Source organism: Streptomyces sp. NPDC032745 (assembly GCF_055579465.1).
Map to the genome: position 1 here is coordinate 78,707 of NZ_JBVING010000013.1, position 8,904 is coordinate 87,610.

The window sequence follows — 8,904 nt, forward strand, 5'->3', positions numbered from 1 at the left end:
CCCACACCTTTGGCGGCTTGTCTGCCGCTTCGACTACGGGAAGGCCGAGGCCGGAGAAGAGAACTGACAGCGCAGCGACGACCGCGATGCGCGACCGTCTGGTGCGCGAGCGCGCGGTGGAGCCACCTCTACGAGACAACCGAATCCCCCCACAGGACACAGGAAGCGTGAACCCCGGACCGGCAAGGCCCAGATCAGAGGCACCTTACGAAGTACACGTTCGATTTATCAGCGGAGTCTCATATTCCTCACGCGTGACTCATGTCACTTGAGGTGCGCCTCGGGCGTTCACCACCCAAAGCGGACAATGGAATCTCATAAATCGTTGACAGAATTGCAGACGTGAAGACATCGTGCGGCTGGCTTCTGTCCGTCTCACAGCTCAGGGGGGCTTTCACGTGAGATCGTCATTTTCAGCATTGCGGACACCAAGGATGGGGGGCCGCACTCGGCGGGCCTTGCGCGTCTCGATGCTGCCCGTTGCCGGAGCAGCCGTACTCTCACTCGGAGCCGGCCTGATCGCCGCTCCGCCCGCAGCGGCTGACGGCGGCGTGCGGGGCCACGGACCAGGGCAGTCCGCCTGGCCCGCGCCTCCGCCCAAACCCGCGCCGAGCGCGCAGGAAACGGCCATCACCAAGGCCCTCGCCGAGGCCAGGAGCAGTGGCAAGCGGGTGGCCGTCGCCGATCTGACCACCGCGGGCTCGCAGACGTTCGCCAATCCCGGCGGCACGCTGACCACCGATGCCACTGCCGTGCCGGAGCGCACGAAGGGCGCGGACGGGCAGTGGCGCGCGCTCGACGCCACGCTCCACGCCGCCGCTGACGGTGCCGTCGTACCGGCCGCGGCTTCCTCGAAGCTCAGCTTCTCCGGCGGCGGCACGGGCCCCATGGTCTCCATGGCCACGGCCGACGGCCGGAAAGTCGCCTTCAAGACCCCGTTCGCGCTCCCCAAGCCCGCACTCGTCGCGGACAGCGCCCTCTATCGCAACGTCCTTCCCGACGTGGACCTGCGGCTGACCGCCGACCGGCAGGGCGGCTGGAGCCAGGTCCTGATCGTCCGCACCGCCCAGGCCGCCGCGAACCCGGCGGTCAGGAAGCTGCGGCTGGATGTCGAGGCAGACGGGCTGACCGTCGCCGGCGACAGCGCAGGCAACCTCGACATCAAGGACGCCAAGGGCCGGACCCGCTTCACCAGCCCGAGCTCCTTCATGTGGGACTCGGCCGCCGCACCGGCTCCGGCCGCCGCCCAGCGCCTGAGCAAGTCGGCCGGCGCCGACGCCCCGCAGTCCGCCCCGGCCACCGATGATCCGCCCGCGGCCTCCACCGCGGACGGCCCGGGCGCGGGTGCCACCGTAAAGCCGGTCAAAACGACGGCCGACTCGAAGGGGATCGAGCTCGTCCCCGACCCCGATCTGCTGGGTAAGGGCACCGGCCCCTGGTACATCGACCCGGGCTGGAATCCGGTTCTGGACAACCCCAACCAGGCCTGGGCGCAGGTCCAGGAGGCGTACCCGGACACGAACGAGTTCAACGGCACCGAGTACGGTCAGGACAAGCCGGCCACCGGCTACTGCGGCTACAACATCGGCAACCCGCCCTGCACCGGAATCGGCCGTACCCGCGCTTACTTCCAGATCGGGGTCGACTCGAGGCTGTACAACACCGAGATCATCAACGCGACGTTCTCCGCGACCGTGATCTCCTCGTCCAGCCCGAGCACCGGCAGCACACCGATGGGCCTGTACTCCACCAACGCCATCGGCAACCCGACCAGCTGGAACCGGCAGCCCTGCGGCACGGGCTCCACCATGCAGGGCTGCAGCCAGGTCGGGCACACCAGCATGTCGGGCACCGGCCAGATCGACTTCAACGTCACGGACCTGGTGAAGAACGCCGCCCGATACCAGTGGCCCACCATCACCGTCGGCCTCGCGCCCGACGACGAGTACAACAAGTACTACCGACAGCGGTACGAGAACACCCCGCACATCGTCGTCGAGTACGACATCACGCCAACCGTCTGGTGGCCCCGCACCCGTCCCACTCCTGGCTTCGCGAACTCGGCCTCGTACGCCGACTGCCGCACGCCCGGCACCGCGAACCCCTGGGACAACCCCGGCTGGGTCGGGGCCAACAACAACGTCACCCTCACCACCTCCACGTACTCGGCCACCAAGCGCCAGCTCCAGACGACCTTCCAGTACTGGGACGACGACACCGGCAAGACCGAATACGCCCAGACCGGCTGGAACGGCGACTACGGAGACGCGACCGTCGACGTCGGCGCACTGACCGACGGCCACCAGTACGGCTGGACCGCACGCACCACGGACGGGACACTGACCAGCGCGGCCACGGAATGGTGCTTCCTGCGCGTCGACCGCACCCCTCCCACCGCAGCCGTCACCTCCACCGACTTCCCCGCCTCCGGCACCATCGACGCCCACCCCAAGCGCGCGGGCGACGAAGGAACGTTCACCCTCTCAGGCACCGATCCCGTACCGGCAGCCGGCGGGCGCACCTCGGGCCTGGCCTGCGCCCGCTGGACCACGGACCCCGTCAAGGCCGCGGCCGTCAACTGGAAGTGCACCGATACCGAAACCGGCATAGCCAAGCTCACCGACGGAAAGACCACCATCAAGGTCACCCCCCAGCGGTGGGGTACCAACTACCTCTACCTGCAGACCCAGGACAACGCCGGCAACCTCTCCCAGCCCGTCGCCTACAGCTACTACGCCCCGTCCAACCCGAACAGCCCTGCGCCGATCTTCGGCGATCTCACCGGCGACAGGAGGGCGGACATCCTCCTGCCCGACAGCGCCGGCACGCTGCGCCTGGTCGGGGGCGACAGCGACCCTGGTGCGGCCCCCAGCGCCCGCCCGCAGCTGGCCCCCGGCTGGAACGGCTGGAATGGCATCCACACCACCCACCGCGGCAGCCTGGGTGAGAAATCCGTTGACGATCTCTTTGCCCACCAGCCGGGCCAGCCCAAGTTGTACATCTACCTCAACGACGCGACCGGCGGTCTCGATGGCACGGCACCCGTAACCGTGACCAAGCCCGGCAGCTGTGTCACACCCGCCGGGGCAGCAATCGACTGCACCGCTCACGGCTACGGCACCGACTGGTCCAAGGCGACGCAGATCGCGGCCTTCGGCTCACTGTCCGGGGACACCGCAAAGGACGGGGCATTGGGGCGTACTTCCTTGCTCTTCGTCGAGAACGGGAGGCTCTGGCTCGCCGCGGCCGGAACTGTAAACAAGCTCGGGCCCCGATCCATCCTGCTTTCGGCCAACGACGCCCGATGGGACGGCTACGAGTTGATCACTCCCGGGCGTGCACAGGGCACAGACCTGCCAACTCTCTGGGCGCGATCCAAGGCCGACGGCACTCTGCACGCCTTCCCGGTCAGGGGCACAACGCAGGAACCCGACCTCAGCGGCTTCACCGACCCGTCTGCAGGCACGATCGGCGGCAAGTTCGAACCTGCCCGCTACCCGCGGGTCGGCTCCGACGGCGACCTCACCGGGGACGGCATCCCCGACCTGTGGGCTGTAGATGGAGGCCAGCAGCTCGTCGCGTTCAAAGGCACGGGTACCGTCCCGAATGGCGGCACTGTCCCACACCCCACGGTTACCGACGTTGATGTGACCCCGATCTTCATGGGCAACCTCAACATGCCGACCGGGCAGTGGAAGCTGACCGGGCAGAACGGCACCATCACCCGGGATTCGGTCGGCACCAACGACGCCACCACGACCGGCATCACTTTCTCGACCGACACGATCGGCGGCCGCGCAGCCACCTACGCCGCTTTCAAGGGCTCAGAGTCTCCAGCGACCATCACGGCCGCCCGTTCGGCCGTCGACACGACGAAGAGCTTCACCATCAGCACCTGGGCCAAGGCCGGGGCCGAGAGGAGGCTCATCGCCAGCCAGGACGGCAATCGGACGAGTTCCTTCATCTTGTATGCCGACTCCTCGCACTGGCGCTTTGCCCTGGCTCACGCCGATGCCGACGGATGGCCGTTCGACTACACCGACATCGCCAACGACGCCGCCCGGTTCACCCCGAACACGTGGGCCCGCCTGACAGCCGTCTACAACGCCGACACCGGCCTCATGAGCCTCTACGTCAACGGGGTCCTGGCCGGCACCGCGCAGCACCGGGCCTCCACGAGCCCTGCCGCCGGTGGGCCTCTCGTCCTCGGACGGTTCAAGGCCGACGGAGCCAGTGCGGACACGCTTGACGGCGGCATCAGCGACTTCGCGGTCTATCCGTACGCCGTCGCCCCCACCGCCCCGGACGCCGTCGGCCCGATTGCTCTGACGGCCTCGGCCGCCAACTGCGTCGACAACGACTTCAACCGCCCCGACGATGGCAACAAGATCCAGATCGCCGCCTGCAACGACTCCGACGCCCAGAAGTTCCAGATCCGGGGCGACGGAACCATCCGTACCAACGGCAAGTGCCTCGGCGCGGTGAACGCAGGCACCGCGAACACGACGCTCATCGAACTCCAAACCTGCGACAGCAGCGCCCCGCGCCAGCGGTTCCTCCCCCGAGCCAACGGCAGCATCCACAACCCGGTCTCCGGCCGCTGCGTCGACCTCGGCAACTTCGACACCCGTCCCGGAACCCCGCTCCGGCTGTTCGACTGCAACAACAGCCCCGCCCAGCGCTGGACCATTCCCACCCTCGGCACAGCGCCTCTCCCCGCCCCCGGCGCGTAGACGCCCTCACCCGAGCCGACGCAGCGGCCGCTTCCCCGAAGTCCGGGGAGGCGGCCGCTGCCATGCCGAAACGAGGCGGGTCCGCTCGGGCCTGCAGGCGCCTCTCCCCGGCCGCACGTCACAGCGCGTGAAGCGCCGCAGGTTCAGCGCCGCGGTGTCAGGCCACGGCTCCGGGCTGGGCGACGGGTTCGGCGGTCTTCTGGTCCTCGGCGTCGGCCGGGGGTGCCGTGAGCGTGGCGCGGGCGGAGAGCAGCGCGGGGCCGCACAGTGCGAGCGCCAGGAAGATGCCGCCACCGGCGATCACGAAGACCAGCCGGGCGTGGCTGTCGGGGCTGAGCAGGCTGCCGGCCAGGTAGCCGGCCGTGCTGCCGAAGAAGGCGGCGGAGGACAGCGTGCCGCCCACCCGGCCCAGCACCTCGGCGGGCACGGCCTTCTGCAGCAGCGTCTCCTCGCCGACGTTGGCCACACCGTTGCCCAGGCCCGCGATCATCTGCATGGCGATCGCGGCGAGCAGCACCGGCGCGGCGGCCGTCAGCAGCAGGCCCAGGCCGGTGAAGAACCAGCCCGCCAGCAGCACCCACACGGGCGAGCGGCTCTCGGCGGTGCGGACCAGCCACAGCGAGGCGGCGACCATGGCGACGCCGAACGACGCGGACAGGATGCCGTATCCGGTCTCGCCGGTGTCCAGGGTGTGCTCGGCGAGGAAGACCAGCGCCAGGTTGTCGAGCGAGCCGAAGAACAGGCCGAGCAGGAGCAGCAGCACGATGGCCCGGGACACCCGGTGGTGCCGTACGAACTTCAGCCCCTCGACGGTGTCGCCCAGCAGGGTCCGCCGCTGGCCGGTGCGCAGCGGCTCCAGTGCCGGGATGCGGGTCAGCAGCAGGGCGGAGATGACGAAGCTGCCCGCGTTGACGGCCAGCGCGCCGTACTCGCCGCCCCAGGCGGAGAACACGCCGCCGAGCACCGGGCCGAGCGCGGCCTGGAGGTTGAAGGCGGTGCCCATCCACGCGTTGGCGGGCATCAGGTCCTTCTCGTCGACCAGGCGCGGCACCACCGTGCGGCCGGCCGCGGAGAAGACGGTGGAGGCTGCGGCGGCCACCGCGACCAGCGGCACGAGGACGGCGAGGCCGGGCCGTGCCAGTACGACGACCCCGAAGACCAGGGCCTGGACCAGCTCGGCGGCGATCAGCAGGCGCCGCACGCCCATCCGGTCCGCGAGCGCCCCGGCGAGCGGTCCGAAGAACCTCGGCACGGACTCGGCCAGGAGGATCAGCGACACACCGGTTCCGGCGTGGTCACCGCGGCTGACCAGCAGGACGAGCGCCACCATGGCTGCGCCGTCGCCGACGAGCGAGACCGCGCGCGCCAGCCAGAACCGGCGGAACAGCCGGTGGCGTCGGATCAGATTGGGTTCTGCGGCCAAGGCCTTGAATCCTTTCAAGGGGAAACGGACGGTCCGCGCGCGGTGTGAGCACTTGCGGCTGTGGGTCAGACCACGGCCCGGCCGTGGTCGCCGAGCCGGGATCCGGCGCTGCGCCGCAGATCGGCCGTGAGGTTGATGCGCTTGAGCCAGCGGTCGGTGCCGTCGTAGCGGGGCGTGAACGGCCGGCGGCCGTGCACCGCACGCTTGTTGTCGATGACGAACAGGTCGCCGCGGCCGATCACCACGTCGGTCAGCTTCGCCTCGATCGCGGCCAGCAGTGCGTCCTGCGCCTCCGCTGCCTGCGGGTCGAGCGGGTTGGTGTGCATGAACGGCGGGTCCACGCGCAGCCACGGGGCCGCGGGGTCGCCCTCCAGCAGGGCGATCGGCTCGGGCCGGTTCGCCATGGTGTCGATGCGCCGGAACTGCTCGGCTCCGGCGGCCTCCGCGTCGTCGGCGGCGCCGGTGGCCACGTTGAAGTTCTTGGAGTGCGACTCGTCCGGAAGGATCGCGAAGCGCTTCTCGAAGAGGACGGCGCGGTGCTCGTCACTGAGCTCGACGTCTTCCATGGCCGCGAAGGTCGTGGGCACCGCGTCGTGGTTGCGCAGGCCCAGCAGGATCATCCAGTCCGCGCGGTGCGGGTGGAAGGCGTCCTCGGTGTGCCAGTCGAGCAGGGCGGTCGATCCCGAGCCGAGCTGGCTCTGCTCGTGCCCGGGCACCGGGTACAGGTCGAGGAGCAGTCGGCCGCGCTGCTGGCTGCTGAACGAGAAGGGCTCCCCGAGCAGGGAGCCGACCAGGGACAGCACCGCGTCCGCGTGCCGCAGCTCGGGGCGGTCGGGGCGCTCCTGGTAGCTCATCGGGGTGGGGCCGAGCGCGTTCTCGTCGATGAGCAGCCCGCTGATCAGGAAGCCCGCGTGCGGGGACCCGGCCAGGCGGAACTCGGTCATCAGCCGCCGCAGCGAACGCGGCAGCTCATGGGCCATCAGGGCGGCGAGCTGGAGGGATCGCCGGGCATCCAGCGAGGCCGAGGCCCGTGCGTACTCGTGGGCGAGTGCGGCCACGCTGTGGCGCTCGTCGGGCAGGAGTTCGATGCGCGGGACCCCCGGCCCCGGCTGTGACGCCGCGGTCGGTGCGATGACGGCCGGTGCGATGGTCTGCATGGTGGCTCCCTTTCTCAGGAGGCGTGGAGTTGCCGCAGCCTCTCAGGATCCACTCGAATGACACTCAAGAAACGTCGCGGGAATCGCCGCAACCACTCTTGCACCCATGCAAGTTGGTCCGCATGTCGCCTCCATCGCCTTTCAAGCGGTCCTGTAGCCAAGCGAGTTGTTCTGTTGTCGGGAAAGGCCGGGGCCCCGATCGGGAACCGGCCCCGACCACGCCGGATGCGCACCCCGCGTATACCGGAGCTCCACCAGAACACGACGAGGAGTCGACGTGACCCAGAACAAGCTGGACCAGCAGTCCGTTCAGGCCAACGCCAAGCCGGAGGCCCCGAAGAAGGCGTCGATCAGCTCCCGCATCAGCAAGTACGGGAAGTACGACCGCCTCGAGGGCTGAGTTCGAGTCGTGCTCCGGGGTGTGAGTGAACAGCACTCACACCCCGGCACGCCTTCATGTGAGTGAACGGCACTCACACCCCGGCACGCCTTTACAGGGAGGTTTCCTTGAGCACTGCACAGCCCGTACCGATCAGCCCGGAGCAGTTCCGCAAGGTGTTCGGGGGTGACCTCGCAGACGTCTTCCTCCTGGTCACGTCGCCGGGCGTGCGCAGCGCGCTCACCGTCGAGACCGGCACCGTCCCGGTACAGGAGTTCACCTGGACCGGCCCCGACTCCCGCGCGGGCCTCATCGCCGAGATGGCCGCCATCCGCGCCTCTGGCCGCCGTGCCTCCGTCCTGTGGATCGCCGACGACGAGTTCGTCCACTTCGACGACGAAGACCTCGTGGGCATGGCCATGGGCGCCTTCTCCAGCTTCTCGGTGCCCTTCTCCGTGGAGAGCCTGCGCAACAACATCCGCGTCGTCGCCGACGTCGACTACGAGCGCGAGCTCGGCATCGAGGAGGAGTTCCTGACGCTCCTCGACCAGGCCGACGACATGCTCTTCCTCGGCCGCGAGTTCGGCACCGAGGCCGTCTTCCAGCACCAGCTCTCCGAGCACTGGTTCTCGCTGCACGGCCCGCTCCTGCCCGGCCAGCAGGTCGTCCTGCCCACCGGTGAGCTCAGCTCGCTGGTGAACGCCTCGGGCGAGTTCGAGCTCCACACCCACTTCACGCTGAACGGCGAGATCACCCTCCAGGGCGCGCCCATCGTCCACCGCGGCGGTCACGAGACCAGCCTCGCCGAGACCGAGCGGGTCTACCGCGACCTCGCCTCCATGGCGGACCAGCCGGCGGTCATCACGCTGGCCGAGGGGCGCATCACCGCGGTGCGCCCGGCCGTCGCCGGACGCACCGAGTTCGCCGCCAACCTCGAGAAGCTGCTGGCCCAGGACGACCGCTACGCCAAGCTGCACGAGATCGGCTTCGGCACCAACGCCAGCTGCTCCCCGCTGCTCCCGGGCAACCACTTCGCCAACGAGCGGCACCCCGGTGTGCACCTGGGCCTGGGCCTGGGCACGTTCACGCAGTTCCACATCGACCTGATGAGCACCTCCATCGACGTGCTGATGCGCGGCGTGGACGGCCGCGACGTGGAGCTGTTCCCGGCCCTCGGCGTGGCCCCGGCGCGGATTCTCACCGGCGTCTGAG

At 69.5% G+C, this 8,904-nt stretch carries 5 protein-coding genes; 3 read left to right on the top strand and 2 right to left on the bottom strand.

What is annotated here, in order from left to right; translation table 11 throughout:
- Nucleotides 1–434 precede the first annotated feature (434 nt).
- Nucleotides 435–4,733: a ricin-type beta-trefoil lectin domain protein gene (locus ACZ5WG_RS29110; RefSeq protein ID WP_468727018.1), complete on the top strand. Its 4,299-nt coding sequence runs from the start codon at nucleotides 435–437 to the stop codon at nucleotides 4,731–4,733.
- Between the two features lie 157 nt (nucleotides 4,734–4,890).
- On the opposite strand, the gene ACZ5WG_RS29115 is transcribed toward ACZ5WG_RS29110, so the two are convergent.
- Nucleotides 4,891–6,156, bottom strand: a complete 1,266-nt coding sequence (locus tag ACZ5WG_RS29115) for an MFS transporter (protein ID WP_468727019.1) — start codon at nucleotides 6,154–6,156, stop codon at nucleotides 4,891–4,893.
- 65 nt (nucleotides 6,157–6,221) lie between these two features.
- The gene (gntD, locus tag ACZ5WG_RS29120) at nucleotides 6,222–7,313 is read right to left on the bottom strand and encodes a guanitoxin biosynthesis L-enduracididine beta-hydroxylase GntD (RefSeq protein WP_468727021.1); all 1,092 of its coding nucleotides are present in this window, start codon (nucleotides 7,311–7,313) and stop codon (nucleotides 6,222–6,224) included.
- Between the two features lie 277 nt (nucleotides 7,314–7,590).
- Here gntD and ACZ5WG_RS29125 point away from each other — a divergent pair, with 277 nt between their 5' ends.
- Together ACZ5WG_RS29125 and ACZ5WG_RS29130 are read left to right on the top strand one after the other, a co-directional pair.
- Nucleotides 7,591–7,713, top strand: coding sequence for a hypothetical protein (locus ACZ5WG_RS29125; protein WP_468727022.1), 123 nt, complete (start codon nucleotides 7,591–7,593; stop codon nucleotides 7,711–7,713).
- 107 nt (nucleotides 7,714–7,820) lie between these two features.
- Nucleotides 7,821–8,903 carry a hypothetical protein gene (locus ACZ5WG_RS29130; RefSeq protein WP_468727023.1) on the top strand — a complete coding sequence of 361 codons (1,083 nt, stop codon included), beginning with the start codon at nucleotides 7,821–7,823 and terminating at the stop codon, nucleotides 8,901–8,903.
- Nucleotide 8,904: the final 1 nt, after the last annotated feature.